The following is a 15,011-nucleotide window of genomic DNA, read 5'->3' on the forward strand; positions in this document are numbered from 1 at the left end:
ACATGAGGCTAATATGAAAAATAAGAGCAAAGTATCAAATCCAACTATAGAAAAAGTAGTATCAGAAATACTATCACAAAGTGATCCATCTGAGATATTTGGCAAAGAAGAGATATTTCAGGAAATTAAAAAGCAGATAGTAAATAAGATTTTAGAGAAAGAAATGGAATCTCATATAGGTTATGAGAAACATTCTAAAAATGAGAAAGACTCAGATAACAGACGTAATGGCAATTATGAAAAGACTCTAATAGATCCAGAAGGTCGTAAATTGAAAGTAGAAGTGCCAAGGGATTGGGACGGAGAATTTGAACCTCAACTAATTCCAAAAGGAGTGCGTAAATTTGAAGGATTTGATGATAAAGTAATATCCTTATATGCTCGGGGAATGACCATTAGGCCCAATACTAAAGATCGTGCAAGGGGCGGAAAAGTTGAGGAGTTTAAACAGGAAAATTTTTTATATTTTCTTCATATATTTTTTGAGCTTCCGATAACGATAATTTTGAATAAATCTCTAGAGACTTGCGGGTTTCATGACCAGAGTATGGTTGAATAAGGGCATCGTCTATTCCTCTTTTTTTAAGCCAAGTAAATAAAAAATGACGTAATTTGTGTGGAGAAATGTTTTGTTGCATACCTGTCAAATTACTATATTTTTCTAATATCCTTCTAATTCCTCTATCAGAATATGGTTTCTTCCAACTTGACTCAAATAGGTAAGAAGTCTTATGCTCTGCGGTGCTAGTGATATACATTGCCAATGTTTCCCGAAAACTTTTTGGAAACGGTACTATTCTGTCTTTTTTTCCTTTTCCAGCAATGATTCTAATTTGACATCCATTCAAGTCAACATCAGGCTTTTTTAGCCTTACCAGCTCACTTACTCTTATACCTGTATATATTAATACTTTGATAATTATAATGTCTTGTATATTTTTACTTTTCCATATTACATCATAATACTTCTGTATTTCGTCTTCAGTTGGAACATAGGGTAATTTTTTAGGTTGGACAGTAACAGCCACTTCTAATTCTTGCCTTAAATACATAAATACAGTACGTAAGTAACCATAATCCGGTGACTCAGATCTTAGGTATTTAGCTAATTGTAGAGCTTTTTTTCTTGGTGAGGTTCTTTTATTCATATTGATGCTGCCTCTTGTGTAAAAAGAGTCTGATCAATATTAATTGCTAAGCGCTTATTTAGATCTAAACTAAAACTTCCATATGGATTAATATGTTCACTAATTAGCGGAGAAATCGCTCTTTTGTCTTCATTACTCATCCTTTCCACCCAAGATGATTCAACTAATATCTGTTGTAACATTAAAGTATTGATGTAGACCATTGATAGCTGTAATAAATGCAAACATAAAGTTGATAATTTTAGCTCTAGTGGGTTGTTACTACGGAATACTCCTGTCTTCCCATAAAATATAAAGTCATTAACACCATTCCAACGTTCTACAACATTTAAGGCACTATGTATTTCTTGTCTTAGTTCTAGAGAATTAAAATAATTTGTAAAACTCTACACGGGCTGTTGAAAAAATCAACAAGGTTGCAAATACTTTAATATTTTTTTATCTTTAATAGCAGTAGATAAAAAAACCAAAAAATAATTTTAAGTATCCGTTTAAAATTTTGTACTATCGCAATCATCAGTATTTGAATCTGTGTTTTCTGTACACTTCTAAATTTTGCTCCTCGTAAACCATGATTCTCCTTAGCTTCACCAAATAGACCTTCTATTTTCCACTTTCTCTCAATTAGTTTTTTCTTAAAATCAATTCTATTCTGTCTGACCTTTACCTCATCTATTTCATCCTGATAAGGATTACGATAAATAAATCGTCCTCTATTACTATAATTATCAGAAATACAACCTGATTTTAGAGAGCAATTTTTACAATGCCCTCCTGTAATACGATAACGTTTTATTTGTTTTTTATCTAATTTATCATACGGATAAAGATAATGTCCCTGTGGACACTTATATCTATCCTGTTCTCTATCATATTGAAATTCCCCCCTACTTATTTTTCCTTCACCAAGATTATCTACATGTAAAGGTATATAAGTTGTAATTCCAAGTAATTTAAAATATCCATAGGTTGGACCTCTACCATAACCTTTGTCTGCTATCCATTCTTTTACTCTAAAAGAAAAATTATTTAATATATTCCAAACTCTACTTGGAAGTACAATACACTCATGTTGTGATCCTGTACTTACATAACAATCTATTATAATACGTGAATCTGAATCAATTGAGTAGTGGGTCTTATAACATAGCTTTTTATAACCATTAGTTCTTGATACAAGACTACAATCAGGATCTGTCCTACTGACATGAGTTTGATTAGATATTTTCCTTACTTTTTTCCCTTCTCGGAAATCATGATAACGACGTTCATATTTTTTTAATTCTCTCTTTTGTGAATCACCTTGATCTTTTCTTAATATTAGGCTATTCATAGAGGCATTAGATTCAACTAAAGAGGCATCTGAAATAATTGTTTCTCCTTTTATAATATCTAGTTCATACCATTGCTTAATCAAGCTTATAAATATTTCTTGAAATAGTTCTACCCCAAATCTATCTCTTATCCTACTTAATGATGAATGATCCGGTACTTTATCCTCTAAACTTAAACCACAAAACCACCTATATGCTATATTTAACTGAATTTCTTTACATAATCGTCTATTTGACTTTATACCATATAAGTAACTTATTATTTGCATCCTAAAAAATAATACAGGATCAATTGATGGGACGTCCGTAATTAGCACAATAACGATTCTTAGTTATTTCATAGATAAAAGAAAACTCTAATTCTTTAGCTTCATGAATCCTCACTAATAAATGATCATTAGGTATCATGTGCCTTAAGCTAAGGCTATTACATCTCACACTTTGATCAAGCTTATAACCCTGCATCTTTACACCTTCATTTAAGCATAAAAATACAGCTTATTCCTTAGATTAACTCTTTTCTACTTCTTTTTATAACTTTTTCAACAGCCCGGAAAATGTCATCCCGTGGCTTGACCACGGGATGACAGAGGTGAAATTGATCCACGCAACAATGCCCGCTTGCAATGACGATAAAACCATTCATGCAATAATGCCGTTTTACGAAAACAATTTTCCAATTCCGCTACGTAATAGATTCTTAGGATTCATTTTACTGGCTTTTTTCATCATCTCGCTTATTTGCTTATATTGCTTTAGCAAAATATTTACCTTTTGTACCGTAGTCCCTGCTCCAGCAGCTATACGTTTTCTACGAGAAGCATTAATTATATCGGGATTCTTACGTTCTTTCAGCGTCATGGATAAAATAATTGCTTCTTGATGTTCAATTATTTTACTATTTAATTTTGATTGATCTATTTGATCCATAATTTTACCGCTACCCGGTAACATGCTAAGTATACTTCCAAAACCTCCCATTTTTTTTATACTTCTCATTTGCTGAAGATAATCATTTAAATCAAACTTACCTTTTTTTAATTTAGCTGCCGTTTTTTCAGCTTCTTCTCTATTAACAATACTAGCTGCTTTTTCAACAAAAGAGATAATATCACCCATATCAAGTATTCGAGAAGCTAAACGTTTAGCATCGAATTCTTCTAAATCGGTTAGTTTTTCACCGCTACTTAAAAATTTAATCGGCTTTTTAGTAATATATTTTACGCTAAGTGCTGCACCGCCTTTAGAATCGCCGTCAATTCTAGATAAAATTAATCCTGAAATCTCTAACTTTTCATTAAAGCTACTTGCCGTGACTACTGCATCCTGCCCTGTCATACTATCGATTACTAACAAAGTTTCCGTAGGCTCTACTATCTTTTTTATTGCAAGAGCCTCCTCCATCATCTCTTTATCAATTTGTGTACGACCTGCCGTATCATAAATTACGACATCATAAGCAGAAATTTTAGCCTCAGCAATAGCTCTTTTGACAATATCGAGGGGTTTCTCACCTTGCACAATAGGTAATGAATTAATCTGTACTGAGTTTGCAAGTATAGCAAGTTGCTCTTGTGCTGCCGGTCTGTAAGTATCCAGAGAAACAAGTAAAACTTTTTTATTTTGATTTTTAAGTCGTAAAGCAAGCTTACTACTTGCCGTAGTTTTACCGCTCCCTTGCAACCCTACCATTAGGAAATTTACGGGCGGCTTTGAATTTAAATTTAGCTTTGTCTCACTTCCACTTGAAGCTAAGAGATTTATCATCTCTTCATGGATAATTTTAATTATCATCTGCCCAGGTGAAACAGACTTAATAACCTCCTGCCCTAAAGCTTTTTGTTTAACTTCCGCTATAAAATCTTTTATCACCGGTAATGCAACATCCGACTCTAAAAGAGCCACTCTTATATCCCGCATAGCAGCATCTATTTGGGCTTCCGTCAAAATTCCTGAGCTAACTAGCTTATCAAAAATCTTCGTTAAATTTTGTGTTAAAGTTTTAAACATGTAAGTAATTTAATTTATAAAGTTCCTAGAACCTAATATATACTACGAGTAAATGAATAATAGTCAAAATAAAACATAAATTAAATTTATATTCGAGAGGGAAGCCGCTTCCCATCTTGAATATTTATTAACTATTTTTTTAAAAAAAGGAGTATATTTCTCCAATATATTTTGTTGTTTTATGGATAACGTAGAAAGGAACGGAGGGATATCGTGTTAATTACTAGAAAACTCATTCACCACTAATATATAACTTGTTTTTAAGTCCAAATCATAATCAATGGTATTATATATTAGCTTTTTTATGTCGGTAAATTTTTGTAGTAAATAGGAAGGATGCTTATTTGGCAGTTTATTAAAAATCTTGTTTTCTAAATCTAGAAGTTCAATATTAATGTTAGCAGATTTTTTAAGAATTCTATTCATTAATAATAATAAATTATCAATAAAATCTAGCCATAATTCTCGGTCTTTAGTAGTAAAACGATTAATAAAATCTAACGTTTCGTTATCTGCTATCGGCTGAATAAACTGAAGATATAAATCATTTCGAGCATTAGGTAGAGGAGATCTAACATTAACTTTAAAACATCTTGATCTAATTGTAGATATAATACTTGCAGCTCTTGAGGTAATTAAAAAAATGTAACTATTCTTTGGTGCATCTTCAAGAATTTTTAAGCATGAATTTGCCGCATTCAAATTCATAAGATCCGCCGAATAAATTACTGCAACTTTATAACCTGAGATTGCAGAAGTTTTACTTAAGAAGTCTTGTAATTTTCTTATTTGTTCAATAGAAATATTTTTAGCATTAGATGTAGCTGAAGTTTCCCTAGCGATGAAATGATAATCAGGATTGTTTTCAAGAGGAATGCTATTCTTAAAAAGCTTAATATATATAAAATCTTCTAAATCTTTTAAAACCTGCTCTATATTTTCGGCTTCAATAAGCCAACTATTGTATAGCTTATTATGTTTTAAGTTAAACTCTAGGCGTTCGATTATCAATGGTTGTAATATCGTTATGAATTGTACTTAAGAAGTGTTCTATATCATTCCGGCTTTTGTAGAGCATTGTTGCATGAGCCGATTTTTCTAGTGTCACCCCGCAAGCTTGTAACGGGGTTCGGAAATTATCAGTACTATAAGTTACTTCTTTTAATTACAAGCTTCTTTCATTTTTCTTCCGGCTCTAAAAGTAGGTTGATTGTAAGCATCTATTTTCATTTTTGCTCCGGTTTTTGGGTTACGACCCTCACGTGCTTTTCTATGATGTATTTCAAATGAACCGAAACCTGTTATATTAATATTATGGTGGCTCTTTATAGCACTAATCACACTATCAAGAACTAAATTAAGTGCTTTCTCGGCATCAGTTTTTGTTAATGTTTTATGTGAAGCATGTTTATGATTATGACCATGGTCGGTCATAAATGCTATAAATTCGGTTTTATTCATTTTTTTTGGTTCTTTTTTGTTATGTGTACTCATAATAAAATCAACTCTCCTTTAATGGGTTAATATGTATTGATGTTTTTTTATAAAACAATATATACAACTGGCAATAATATACATCAATATATTTTTTATGTGAGTTAATTATAACAAACTACCTACATACTGCAAATGCCAGTTATTTACAAAGTTTAAAATATATACGTTATTATATTAATTTATAGAAAAATGTAGCCATTTTACATCAGTTATACTGTTAAAACTATCTTAATCAAGTAATTAAAGTGAAAATTTATCATTAAAACCCTAATTTATTGTCAATAGTAAATTACAAAAACTAATTTTCTACCCTGTAAAAAATTATAAGTTTTTTAATAAAAAACAATATATACTTAATTTATATAAAAAGTGAAACCGTCTTTCACCTTTTATATAGAATATTTCTAACCGAATAGCAGATTATGTAATAATTCGCTATTCATATTAATTTAGAATAAAATTTTTAAAGAAAAATATATTAAATCCAATGTTATTGTCTGAAATTTGTATTAAGCGTCCTGTCTTTGCTACGGTTTTGAGTTTGGTTATCGTAGCTCTTGGAGCAATTTTTTTACCAAACTACAAATTAGAGGAACTCCGGATATTTCAGTTCCCATTATAAATGTCGAAGCTCATTATGCAGGTGCCGATGCTTTATATATGGAAAAAGAAATAACGACGCGTATAGAAAAAGCTTTAAAGACGGTTAAAAATTTAGATTATATAACTTCTCAAAGTTCCACCGGCGAAAGTAGTATTACTTTATCATTTTTACTATCTACCGATATTGAAATAGCATTAAACGATGTTCGTTCTAAAATATCGGATATCACTTATATGTTCCCGCAAGATATGAAAGCCCCGTCAGTTGCAAAACTTGATGCCGATAGTTTCCTAAGCCTCTTCATAAGTGTTGAAAGTGATCAATATAGCGATTTAGAATTAACAAAGATCGTCGAAGATAATCTACAAACACCGTTAGATAAACTTGAAAGCGTAGGACAGTCATAAATTTACGGCAGTCGGGAATAATGAGAATAGAACCCTACTCCAAAAAATTATATCAACATAAAATTTCTTTATTGGAGATTGAATCCGCAATAAAAGAGCAAAATAAAGATTATCCGGCAGGAACGATTAAAACAAAAAGTAATAATTTTATAGTAACTCTTGAAGGTTCTTTATCTACACCGGAAGAATTCGGCAATATTATTCTAAAAGTACAAAACAGAGGTATCATAAAATTACGAGATATAGAGAAAATATCTTTAACTTCTCCCGATGAGGACATAATTTTTAGATATAACGGCAAAAGCTCCATTGCTCTTGGTCTTATAAAAGAATCAAAAGCTAACGTCATAGATTTATCAAATGAAGTAACTAAAGAACTAGAAAGAATTAAAGAATCCATGCCTAAAGGAATAAGTATGGGTATCGCATATGATGGAGCAACGCCTGTAAAAGCATCAATTTATGCAGTATTTCAAACAATTTTTGAAGCTTTAATATTAGTAGTTTTAGTCACTTATTTATTTCTTGCTTCTGCTAAAATTACCTTAATTCCGTTTGTGACGATTCCGGTATCGTTGATCGGTACTTTTAGCGTAATGTATGCTTTTGGATTTTCTATTAATATATTTACGCTCCTTGCTATGATACTTGCTATAGGTTTAGTAGTTGACGATGCAATAGTTATGCTCGAAAACATTTTTAGATATAATGAAATGGGGCATAAACCCATGGAAGCGGCTATGCTTGCTTCTAAAAAAATCGGCTTTGCAATCATTGCTATGACTATTACGCTTGCTGCCGTATTTTTACCCGTCGGTTTTATAGAGGATTTTATCGGGAAATTATTTATTGAATTTGCTTGGACTTTAGCATTTTGTGTTTTGTTCTCAGGATTTGTCGCTTTAACTTTAACTCCTATGATGTCAAGTCGTATGGTTACAAAACATAATACGGACTTACCGAAATTCTTAGTAAAGTTTAACGACATTCTACAATTTATTCAAAATAAATATATTTACTATCTAAAGCTAACTTTTGACAATAAAAAGAAATTTGTCATCATTATTGCATCATCATTTATAGTGCTAATTATTAGTTTTAAATTTACTCAAATTTTACTCAAAAAATTTTCGTACCTCAATAAGATGACGGATTTTTACAAATTTCTCTTAAAGGACCTGAAGGTTCTAGTTTAGAATCTTCTACTAAAGTAGTGAAAGAAGCCGAAAAAATCCTTGCTAATTATAAAGATATATTAGGTTATCTGATGGTATAGCTAGACCATAGTAAATAGGTACAGTTAAATAAACTTTAGTACGTGTTCTACAGCCATACTGATATCTTGAATTGCCCCGTAACTTTTCTTATTTCGTTCTTAATCTTAAACCAATAATGTTCTATAGGATTTAAGTCTGGGCTATATGTAGGTAAGAATAAAATTCTGCACCCAACCGACTCGATTAATTCTCTTATTATATTATTCTTATGGAAGTTGATATTATCCATAATTACTGTTTGTCCAGGATGTAATTCTTTAGTTAATATAGTCTCTACATAGGTTGTAAATATTTCTTTATTACAATTTCCTTCAAATATTACTGGCGCTATAATTTGATTATTACGAAGCCCCGCTATCATACTGATCCTGGATTTATGTTGATACACTTTGTTTCCATAACATCTAGTACCTTTTATACTCCATCCATATTCTCTACAAGCATTATCTTCTATTCCTGACTCATCAATGAATACTAGAGTTTCTTTAGAAATTTGCTGTATCTTTTCTATAAATTCATTCCTTAAACCAATATCCCTTCTGGGATGAAGATGACTTTTTTTTATAAGTGTACCCTAGTAGTTTTCTATAGTAATTTATTCTAGTTCTTTGTAATCTATTACCTAGTATAATACTTAATTCTTTAGCTGTTTTATCATGATTATTGATAATTAATTCTTCAAATTCTTTGAGATTTATTTTTGCATTATAACCCTTTGCTGGACCATAAGGTTTTGCTTTTATATCTCCTGTTTCCCATTTAAGAGTTTTCCATCTATATATAGTGTTACGACCTATATTGAATATTTTACATGCTTTAACAATTGAGAGCCCATCATCTAGAGCTTTGAATAGTTTCATTCTTAAATCGTAACTGTAACTGCTTGCCATAATTTATTTATTATCATTTATAACATATATATTAGCATAGTATGTACCTATTTACTATGGTCTAGCTATAATAGGTGCAGGTGGTAGCGATAATGTTTTTGGATTCATTCCGTTAAAAGATTGGGGTGAGCGTTCTCTCGTTCCCAAGAAACTATTAAGAATATGTTAAATAAGCAGTTTTCCGAAATACCGGGCATGTCGATTTTCGCTATGGATCCACGTTCAATGGTTAGCGGGAATGCAAGTAGCCCTATCGAGTTTACTATTCAAACGAACCTTGAATATGATGATCTAGATAAAATATCACAACAATTTATTGATATTGATATAATGAAAACAAATCCTATTTTCTTAAACGTCAATAGAAATTTACAATCGGCAATGCCGACTATAAGTATAGAAGTCAACCGTGATAAGGCTTATTTATACGGAATGGATTTGGCAAATATAGACAGAACGGTACAATATTTACTTGCAGGTCAACAAATCGGGGATTTTAGAATGGGTAATGATTTATATGACGTTATATTACAATTTAATCAAAAAGATCGAAAAGATATTAGCGATTTTAGTAAAATTTTAATCAGAGCAAAAAATAATAATATGTTACCGCTTGAATCGATAGCTAATATTACGGAAAAAATATCAGTAAAATCATATAGTCATTATAATAATTCAAAATCCGTTACTATTTCTTCCGATCTTGCTCCTGACGGAAAAATTGATGATGCAATTAATGAAATCAATAAAATAGCCGCCAAGTTACTTGATCCTAGTAATACTATAATTGAATATATCGGAGAAATTAAACAAATGAGAGAGGCAGACAGTAATATGCTTATAACATTTGTGTTTGCTCTTATATTTATCTATTTAGTGCTTGCAGCTCAATTTGAAAGCTTTACTGACCCTTTATTAATATTACTCGCCGTACCTTTCTCAATAACCGGCGGTGTACTTGCTCTCTGGCTTGCCGGTAATAGCCTTAATATGTATAGTAATATCGGACTTATTACTTTAATTGGATTAATTACTAAGAATTCTATTATGATAGTAGAATTTGCTAATCAGCTAAGAGAAAAAGGAGTAAAGGTTCAAGAAGCTATAATAGAATCCTCAAAACTTCGCTTGCGTCCAATTCTTATGACTACCCTTGCTGCTGTAGTCGGAGCTTTACCTCTAGTTTTTGCAGACGGGACCGATGCTGCTGCTCGTAATTCTATAGGTTTTGTAATAGTTGGAGGATTAAGCATCGGTACTATATTTACAATTTTTGTTATACCTGTAATATATCAAACTTTTAAGAAGGATTAATAAATTATAGAATAATAAAATTTAGTAGACATATAGCTCAAAATGAGAAATGATTATTTTACGTTAGTTTTGTTGCATGGCTCGGAAAGCGCACACAGCGTCATCATGTGGCTTGACCTGCGTTGTTGCATGGATCGTTTCATGTCATTCCCGCGTAGGCGGGAATCCAGTAAAACCTATAAAAACTTGTTTTTTTAGGTTTATTTTATCAAATGTGTAACTTCTATATCGATTTGAAGTTATTTTTCTGGATCCCCGCCTATGCGGGGATGACATCGAGTAGGTTTTTTGATCCATGCAACAACGCCGATTAAGTCGCAGGATGACAGAGGTATGAGCCACACAACAAGGTCTTTTACGTTTAACTAAAAGGAGCTTAAATATGTTAATAAATACTTCTAATAATCCGCTTATTACTACTATACATTTATTATCTTCTATAGGTGCTATAAATTGGGGCTTAGTCGGATTATTTAATTTAGTCACACTTTTATTTAGCTCATTTCCAATTATTGTTACCATACTTTATATAATTATAGGCTTTTGTGGTGTATATTCTTTCCTTTGTTTAGGTAAGCTATTTTGTAAACCCGGAATAGAAAAGGCGAAGTAAACGCCTTTTCGTCATGAGCTAACCAACTAAAGATGTTGTTGTATGACTCAAAAAACCCACTCGGTGTCATCCCGTGGCTTGACCACGGTATCCAGAAAATAACTAAAAATACTAATAATATTAGTATTTTTAACTAGACCTCGTGGTCAAGCAACGGGGTGACCACTGAGACTGATCCACACCACAACCTCACCTGTGCTATAGCAGTTATTGCTGCTGTTTCAGCACGTAATATATTACTTCCTAAACTTATAGATTTTGTATTCTTATATGAGGCAAGAAGTTCCAGCTCATCATTAGTAAAGCCTCCCTCCGGTCCTACAATAATAGTTATACTCGATGAACTTGAAAAATTGGCTACGTCGTCTTTGTAAGTCCTCAGATGCTCACGTATTAGTATACGCTCCGCTCCTCGGCTTACAGACTCCTTGCTCTTTTCCAAGTTGTTCTTCGTATAACCCCTCTTCATTTCGCAAGAGTATATATTACTAAGTGATGATAAAATTCGTAATATAGAATTTTCTTCTTTTTCATGTTCATTAGCATATAACATCAAATTATTATTCTTTTTAAGATAATCTTGTATTGTGATAGCTTTTTCAATTATCGGGGGAGTAAGACGTTCTGATTGCTCTGTTGCCTCAATTACACATTTTGTTAAACGTTCGATATTTACCGATCTAAATTGACATCGCCTAGTAATTAACGGAATAATTTTAGTTATACCGAGTTGCGTAGCCATATTTATTGCAAGCATTAATTTATCTTGCTTTATTATAGATATAGCAAGAATTAAAGTAGATTCTGTATAAGGCTTTTTTAACTGTTCTTTAAGCCTAACCGATAAGTTATGCTTACCTATATCGGTAATTTGTGCTAAAAATTCTCCATCCATACCGTTAAAGATACGCAAGCCATCATTTACTTTAAGACGTAGCACCGTTTTAACATAATGAACATGATCACCTGCTAATTCTATCTTGCTATTTTCAGCTAAACGACTATTAATATAAATACGATTATATTTCATATATTTAGTACTATGGACGATAAAAAAGATAATAATATATCAGAAGAAGAAAATTTGCCAAAAGAAAAAGAAATTGGCGGTGTTAAAGGTCTAGAACCGACAAGATACGGCGATTGGCAACATAAAGGTAAAGTCACGGATTTCTAATATTATGCCATCATTTGAGCAAATTAAGGTTTTACCTTACCAGCCGCAGAAATTGTTTGATTTGGTGTGGGATGTAGAGTCTTATCCTAAATTCTTGCCTTGGTGTGCCGCCGCTAGAATCATTTCAGAAAATAATCAAGAGGTTATTGCTGAATTAGTAATTCAGTTAAAAGGCTTTTCAGAAAAATATAACTCACGGGTTACAAGCGAAATAACAGATGATAGAATATATTTGATTAATACGGTAGCTATTTCAGGACCTTTTGAATATTTAAAAAGTACTTGGCAATTTGTTCCATGCACAGCAGGAACTGAATTAAAATTCTTTATTGATTTTAAAATGAAGTCCGTAATACTGGATAAATTAATCGGCACTTATTTTACCAAAGCAACAGAAAAAATGATTGTGGCTTTTGAAAAGAGAGCTAAAGAGGTTATTAAATAAAAAAGAGTAAGGTTATAGATCTATAACCTTACTCTCTAGAAAATTTTGTATTTAGTTACTAGGCAATATCAGATATATATCCTTCATCTCCTAAGATTTGAGTTTGATCATCATTAAGATTATTATAATCAAGGCTATAAAACTGCTCTTCTTGTTCTTCGCTAGTACTAGAAGTATGATAATTAAATAATGCTTCATAAGCTTCATTTATTTCAGCATATTTCTGTATTTCTTTTGAAAGTTCTACTTCTTTATTTTGCATAGCTTTCTCTGTACCATGCCATAACTTACTTGTCAAATTTGGCTTGTATTCTGCTAATTGCTTATTTTTGTAACTTTCTCTCTTTTCAACAGTTTCTAAACTTAAAGCTTTTTCAATATTTTCACTTGAATAGCCATTTTGTATTAGCTGCTGAATAATACAATCATGTAAAGAAAGAATACTAGTATCTAGAACTAATTTATTTGTATATTGTCCTTTCACGCCAGGTATTTCCTGATATAACGCACGATCTGTTGATTCTACTATTTCATAACCACCACTATGTTTGTAACCAACGCCGTCTTCCGTTAAACTTAAGGTTGGCACACGAGTTATTGCATTAGATATTATCTTACCGTTTATTCCTTCAATATATTTACCGGTAAATTTATCTATACCATTTTTATCTATAGCAGTACCGTATACAAAACTTCCTAACCCCGAAATAGCCAAATACTCTTCAACCTTAGTTGCTTCATGAGCTTTAGTAAAAAGCTTTATTTGTTCATTACTATCCATAATACCTTTTGCCCCATAACTAGTACCAAAAACAGCCCCTGTTATTAAAGGTATTTTGCTTAGCCAACTACTAGATGAAAAAAAACTACTTATTCCTGCAAGAAAACTTCCTGATGCTAATTTTGTATAAAAACTATAATCTGCTTTTGCTTTTTCTATTAAAGATAAGTAAGTAATAGGTTTATTACTTCCGAATAAATTACGTACTAATAATGTAAACATAGTTTATCTCCTTGTTTAAGTTGCCATGTTTCATGGTTTTATATAACGCAAATGCACTATATAACAAAGGTAACCAAATGTCAATCTTTATTTAATAATAAGTTAATTAATATTAATACTTGACATTTTTTAGAAAAAACCATATTTTATGGTAATACCAATAAAAAAGAGGTAGATATGTCTAAGCACAAAAATTCTAAACATATTAGCACTAAAAAACTTGCTTATATAGGGTTAGACCTCGCATATAAAACAGATGATTTAAATGTTTATAATCTAGAAGCATCAAAGGTCAATGAACAATTAACAGATAGCGGCTGGGAAATACTGACTGCTTCATGTGATCATATCAGCACTGCTAAATATGGTTATAAAGCCGTCGCATTTATAAATAAAGAAACTAAAGAAGTTCATATTGCTAGTGCCGGCACAAAATTCAATATATATGATTTATTAGATGATGGGCTTATCACTCTTCACTATTTACCTACTAAACTAACTCCGCTTCAGGAATTTGTTAATGAAGTAATTAACAAATTAGGTGGCTTAAGTAAAGCCATAGAATATAGTTTTAATACTAGCGGTCATTCACTTGGAGCAATAATTGCAGATTTAACCTCAGTAGAAATACATTCTCGCAACTTACATTTTAATAAATCTACAACTTTTGACAGCCCTGGCTCAAAACCGATAATTGAAAGAGCCATAAAAAAAAATTTCTTTACCGGAAAAGTAACAACTCCAATAGAAGAGCTAGCTACCCATTCCAAGATATATAATGCAAAACATAATCTTATTAATATTACTAATAAGCATTTGGGAAAAACAACAATGGTACTTCCTGGTAAAAAAACAGAACTATCACAATCAGAAGAATGGGCATCATATTTATATAATTTTGCCAAACAAAAAGTTATAAAATACCTAGGAATTAATGAAATAGTTGAAGGCTTTGAGGAAATAATAGCCGGAATCAGTAAACATGGACTTGTTAATTTCTCTGATTTTAAACAGAATATTACTTTAACCGTAGATGATTGGGAAGCAGGAATACAAAAATATGCTAAAAATACTCTAAATTTAAAAAATAATTTATATAATAGAATAGTTAAAACTGAAACTGGAGCTAATTTAGTTGAGATGTATAATGATTTTCAAAGCTGCAGTCAAGAATACGCTCAAGAAGTCAAAACAACAGGAGATATAAGTAATTATCATCTATATCCTCTAGTATGTTAAATAAAAAAATAACGATTTATATAAAAGGCGGAAACCGCCTTTCGCCTTTCATA

The 15,011-nt window shown here is 31.4% G+C and carries 13 protein-coding genes and 6 pseudogenes; 8 read left to right on the forward strand and 11 right to left on the reverse strand.

Annotation, left to right across the window (positions count from 1 at the left end; genetic code table 11):
* The first annotated feature begins 13 nt into the window (after positions 1-13).
* Entirely contained in the window at positions 14-559 is a 546-nt protein-coding gene (locus tag REIP_RS11260) for a transposase (RefSeq protein WP_156147462.1), read from the forward strand.
* On the opposite strand, the gene REIP_RS10120 is transcribed toward REIP_RS11260, so the two are convergent.
* From REIP_RS10120 to REIP_RS07330, 7 genes and pseudogenes are all read right to left on the reverse strand, one after another.
* The gene (locus REIP_RS10120; protein WP_045803832.1) at positions 444-1,148 is read right to left on the reverse strand and encodes a tyrosine-type recombinase/integrase; all 705 of its coding nucleotides are present in this window, start codon (positions 1,146-1,148) and stop codon (positions 444-446) included. The genes REIP_RS11260 and REIP_RS10120 overlap by 116 nt on opposite strands.
* Positions 1,145-1,513, reverse strand: a pseudogene (locus REIP_RS10125) (Tn3 family transposase); the annotation flags it as partial. The gene REIP_RS10120 and the pseudogene REIP_RS10125, both read right to left, overlap by 4 nt.
* 62 nt (positions 1,514-1,575) lie before the next feature.
* Entirely contained in the window at positions 1,576-2,799 is a 1,224-nt protein-coding gene (locus tag REIP_RS07315; protein ID WP_156147378.1) for a transposase, read from the reverse strand.
* 188 nt (positions 2,800-2,987) lie between these two features.
* On the reverse strand, positions 2,988-3,128 hold the full coding sequence (locus REIP_RS11265; RefSeq protein ID WP_156147463.1) for a hypothetical protein: 141 nt from the start codon (positions 3,126-3,128) through the stop codon (positions 2,988-2,990).
* A gap of 14 nt (positions 3,129-3,142) precedes the next feature.
* A complete protein-coding gene (gene ffh, locus REIP_RS07320; RefSeq protein ID WP_045804177.1) occupies positions 3,143-4,492 on the reverse strand; it encodes a signal recognition particle protein in 1,350 nt (449 codons plus the stop codon).
* Positions 4,493-4,708: 216 nt separating this feature from the next.
* Complete coding sequence (locus tag REIP_RS07325) at positions 4,709-5,503, reverse strand: DNA polymerase III subunit delta' (RefSeq protein WP_008579421.1); 795 nt, start codon at positions 5,501-5,503, stop codon at positions 4,709-4,711.
* A gap of 150 nt (positions 5,504-5,653) precedes the next feature.
* Positions 5,654-5,986 carry an HU family DNA-binding protein gene (locus tag REIP_RS07330; protein ID WP_045804178.1) on the reverse strand — a complete coding sequence of 111 codons (333 nt, stop codon included), beginning with the start codon at positions 5,984-5,986 and terminating at the stop codon, positions 5,654-5,656.
* A 490-nt stretch (positions 5,987-6,476) separates the two neighbouring features.
* Here REIP_RS07330 and REIP_RS07335 point away from each other — a divergent pair.
* Positions 6,477-8,273: pseudogene (locus tag REIP_RS07335) on the forward strand (efflux RND transporter permease subunit); the annotation flags it as partial.
* A gap of 27 nt (positions 8,274-8,300) precedes the next feature.
* Here REIP_RS07335 and REIP_RS10130 read toward each other — a convergent pair.
* A pseudogene (locus REIP_RS10130) lies at positions 8,301-9,167 on the reverse strand (IS630 family transposase).
* A 61-nt stretch (positions 9,168-9,228) separates the two neighbouring features.
* On the opposite strand from REIP_RS10130, the pseudogene REIP_RS07350 reads away from it, so the two are divergent.
* Positions 9,229-10,481 (forward strand): annotated as a pseudogene (locus REIP_RS07350) (efflux RND transporter permease subunit); the annotation flags it as partial.
* Between the two features lie 144 nt (positions 10,482-10,625).
* Here REIP_RS07350 and REIP_RS11270 read toward each other — a convergent pair.
* A complete protein-coding gene (locus REIP_RS11270) occupies positions 10,626-10,778 on the reverse strand; it encodes a hypothetical protein (RefSeq protein WP_156147464.1) in 153 nt (50 codons plus the stop codon).
* An 85-nt stretch (positions 10,779-10,863) separates the two neighbouring features.
* On the opposite strand from REIP_RS11270, the gene REIP_RS07355 reads away from it, so the two are divergent.
* Positions 10,864-11,094, forward strand: a complete 231-nt coding sequence (locus tag REIP_RS07355; RefSeq protein ID WP_008581250.1) for a DUF378 domain-containing protein — start codon at positions 10,864-10,866, stop codon at positions 11,092-11,094.
* 32 nt (positions 11,095-11,126) lie between these two features.
* A pseudogene (locus REIP_RS12880) lies at positions 11,127-11,228 on the forward strand (permease); the annotation flags it as partial.
* Here the strand turns inward: REIP_RS12880 and REIP_RS07360 are convergent.
* Positions 11,228-12,124, reverse strand: a complete 897-nt coding sequence (locus tag REIP_RS07360; RefSeq protein WP_045804179.1) for a 16S rRNA (uracil(1498)-N(3))-methyltransferase — start codon at positions 12,122-12,124, stop codon at positions 11,228-11,230. The pseudogene REIP_RS12880 and the gene REIP_RS07360 sit on opposite strands and share 1 nt — an antisense overlap.
* Before the next feature lie 21 nt (positions 12,125-12,145).
* Here REIP_RS07360 and REIP_RS10140 point away from each other — a divergent pair.
* Positions 12,146-12,271 (forward strand): annotated as a pseudogene (locus REIP_RS10140) (DUF1674 domain-containing protein); the annotation flags it as partial.
* A 4-nt stretch (positions 12,272-12,275) separates the two neighbouring features.
* On the forward strand, positions 12,276-12,716 hold the full coding sequence (locus REIP_RS07365; protein ID WP_045804180.1) for a type II toxin-antitoxin system RatA family toxin: 441 nt from the start codon (positions 12,276-12,278) through the stop codon (positions 12,714-12,716).
* Positions 12,717-12,774: 58 nt separating this feature from the next.
* Here REIP_RS07365 and REIP_RS07370 read toward each other — a convergent pair whose 3' ends face one another.
* Entirely contained in the window at positions 12,775-13,719 is a 945-nt protein-coding gene (locus REIP_RS07370; protein ID WP_045804181.1) for a hypothetical protein, read from the reverse strand.
* 177 nt (positions 13,720-13,896) lie between these two features.
* Between REIP_RS07370 and REIP_RS07375 the strand changes: the two genes are divergently transcribed.
* Entirely contained in the window at positions 13,897-14,958 is a 1,062-nt protein-coding gene (locus REIP_RS07375) for a hypothetical protein (RefSeq protein WP_045804182.1), read from the forward strand.
* Positions 14,959-15,011: the final 53 nt, after the last annotated feature.

Origin of the sequence: Rickettsia endosymbiont of Ixodes pacificus, assembly GCF_000965155.1 — a bacterium.
Taxonomy (GTDB): domain Bacteria; phylum Pseudomonadota; class Alphaproteobacteria; order Rickettsiales; family Rickettsiaceae; genus Rickettsia; species Rickettsia tamurae.

Bases quoted from the DNA above. Each gene is read 5' to 3' on its own strand.
- REIP_RS11260 (WP_156147462.1), top strand. From the start codon at position 14: ATGAAAAATAAGAGCAAAGTATCAAATCCAACTATAGAAAAAGTAGTA.
- REIP_RS10120 (WP_045803832.1), bottom strand. From the start codon at position 1,148: ATGAATAAAAGAACCTCACCAAGAAAAAAAGCTCTACAATTAGCTAAA.
- REIP_RS11265 (WP_156147463.1), bottom strand. From the start codon at position 3,128: ATGAATGGTTTTATCGTCATTGCAAGCGGGCATTGTTGCGTGGATCAA.
- ffh (WP_045804177.1), bottom strand. From the start codon at position 4,492: ATGTTTAAAACTTTAACACAAAATTTAACGAAGATTTTTGATAAGCTA.
- REIP_RS07330 (WP_045804178.1), bottom strand. From the start codon at position 5,986: ATGAGTACACATAACAAAAAAGAACCAAAAAAAATGAATAAAACCGAA.
- REIP_RS11270 (WP_156147464.1), bottom strand. From the start codon at position 10,778: ATGGATCAAAAAACCTACTCGATGTCATCCCCGCATAGGCGGGGATCC.
- REIP_RS07355 (WP_008581250.1), top strand. From the start codon at position 10,864: ATGTTAATAAATACTTCTAATAATCCGCTTATTACTACTATACATTTA.
- REIP_RS07360 (WP_045804179.1), bottom strand. From the start codon at position 12,124: ATGAAATATAATCGTATTTATATTAATAGTCGTTTAGCTGAAAATAGC.
- REIP_RS07365 (WP_045804180.1), top strand. From the start codon at position 12,276: ATGCCATCATTTGAGCAAATTAAGGTTTTACCTTACCAGCCGCAGAAA.
- REIP_RS07370 (WP_045804181.1), bottom strand. From the start codon at position 13,719: ATGTTTACATTATTAGTACGTAATTTATTCGGAAGTAATAAACCTATT.
- REIP_RS07375 (WP_045804182.1), top strand. From the start codon at position 13,897: ATGTCTAAGCACAAAAATTCTAAACATATTAGCACTAAAAAACTTGCT.